Origin of the sequence: Pseudoalteromonas aurantia, from assembly GCF_005886875.1 — a bacterium.
Taxonomy (GTDB): domain Bacteria; phylum Pseudomonadota; class Gammaproteobacteria; order Enterobacterales; family Alteromonadaceae; genus Pseudoalteromonas; species Pseudoalteromonas aurantia_A.
In genome coordinates, this window is record NZ_PNBY01000244.1 from 1 (window position 1) to 391 (window position 391).

Genomic DNA, 391 nt, shown 5'->3' on the forward strand with positions numbered 1-391 from the left:
ATATTCATGAAAATATCAGGAGACCCCAAAGCCTGGGCCTTATCTTTATCATGATGAACATCCTGATAGTCACGGGACGCCATTGCGCCTGCAACAATCTGTTCTGCAGTCACGTCAATCACCAGCTCGGGCAGTTTCTGCCCGACTTCTACCTGGTCAAAACTCACTCTATTCAATGCCTGGCTCATAATACATTCACCACAGATTCTTTGTCCGCCAGCAGAGCACCCAGTTTGGCCAGTTGAAGACTGCCTCCCCCCAGGTTCAGCTCATTGCGCTTGGCCCACAGGAAGTAACGATGCAGTGGATAATCAATGTCTGCACCAATACCACCATGCAAATGCTGGGCAGTGTGTACTACTCGACTACCCGCAATACAGGCCCAGTATTT

The 391-nt window shown here is 49.6% G+C and carries 2 pseudogenes; both read right to left on the reverse strand.

The features are described from left to right. Positions 1 to 188 (reverse strand): annotated as a pseudogene (locus CWC18_RS20840) (acyl dehydratase); the annotation flags it as partial. Continuing rightward, a pseudogene (locus tag CWC18_RS21205) lies at positions 185 to 391 on the reverse strand (acyl-CoA/acyl-ACP dehydrogenase); the annotation flags it as partial. The pseudogenes CWC18_RS20840 and CWC18_RS21205, both read right to left, overlap by 4 nt.